Origin of the sequence: Limnofasciculus baicalensis BBK-W-15 (assembly GCF_024178385.1) — a bacterium.
Lineage (GTDB): Bacteria > Cyanobacteriota > Cyanobacteriia > Cyanobacteriales > Coleofasciculaceae > Limnofasciculus > Limnofasciculus baicalensis.
This window is the reverse complement of the sequence record NZ_JAMZMM010000759.1, coordinates 1-1038: the sequence shown is the minus strand read 5'-3', so window position 1 is coordinate 1038 and position 1038 is coordinate 1. Positions and strand designations below refer to the sequence as shown.

The following is a 1038-nucleotide window of genomic DNA, read 5'->3' as shown; positions in this document are numbered from 1 at the left end:
GGTCGTGTGTTGGTCGAGCATGCCGACGGCGAGTGTGGTCAGGCGTGCGGTTGCGACATCCTGCACATGTTCCATCGCTTGCACGCGTGCGAAGGCGGTCGACGGGCGGAGCAGTTGGTTCATCCACATCGCGGTGGGCTTGTGGACAGTGACGGACGCGAGGACGGTCAGGTTTGGATCAACCTGAACGTCGGTCGGCGCGGAAGCGAGCGGGATCGTGACGGCTTGTTCGCTGCGATCGCTGTGAATGGTGACCCACGTTTCGCCGCGGTCGGTGATGACGCGGATGGGGACGACGAGGTCGTACGCGGGGTTGTGCCCGTCAATCTTCTGGATCTGCGAGAGTGTCACAGTGAGAGTCTTCGCCGCGGCGTCGTAGGTCTGATCGATCGAGAGGCGCGGAATGCCGGGGCGATAGCACCACTGCGTGAAGAACTTCTCGAGACTGACGCCCGAGACTTCTTCCATGATGCGGCGGAAGTCGGCGGTTTCGGCGATCTTGAACTTGAAGCGATCGAAGTAGAGACGCACGCCGCGATCGAAGACGTCGTGCCCGAGTTGTTCGCGGAGCATGTGGAGGATGACAGCGCCCTTTGCGTAGGCGTCGTCGGCTTTGGAGAAGACGGCGTCGGGATTGGAGTAGCGATTGCTGACCATCGCGGGAGAGGTTGGCGCGGAGGCGCGATTGCCCCGGCGTTGCCGGCGGACCTGGCCGATGATGGCTTTTTCGTAGGCCTCGCGGGCGAGTGCCTTCGCGTTGGGCTTGTCGGCGTTCTCCTGGAGCGCGAGTTCTTCGTCCCAGAGTGCTTCGGCGGAACTGGCCCAGCCTTCATTGAGCCAGATGTGTTCCCACGAGTTGCAGGTGATGAGGTCGCCGGTCCATTGGTGGGCGAGTTCGTGGGAGAGGAGGTCGTCTTGATCGCCGCGCTTGCGCGTGCCGGCGCGGCTGGTAAGGAACGTGGCGCTCGTGTTTTCCATGCCGCCGTTGAAGCCACGGATGCAGGCCTGGGCGTACTTGTCCCAGGGGAAGGGTTCGTC

General features: G+C 63.1%; 1 protein-coding gene. It reads right to left on the bottom strand.

The features are described 5' to 3' along the window. On the bottom strand, window positions 1-1038 hold a 1038-nt coding region (locus tag NJ959_RS30000; RefSeq protein ID WP_305069174.1), incomplete at both ends, for a M1 family metallopeptidase.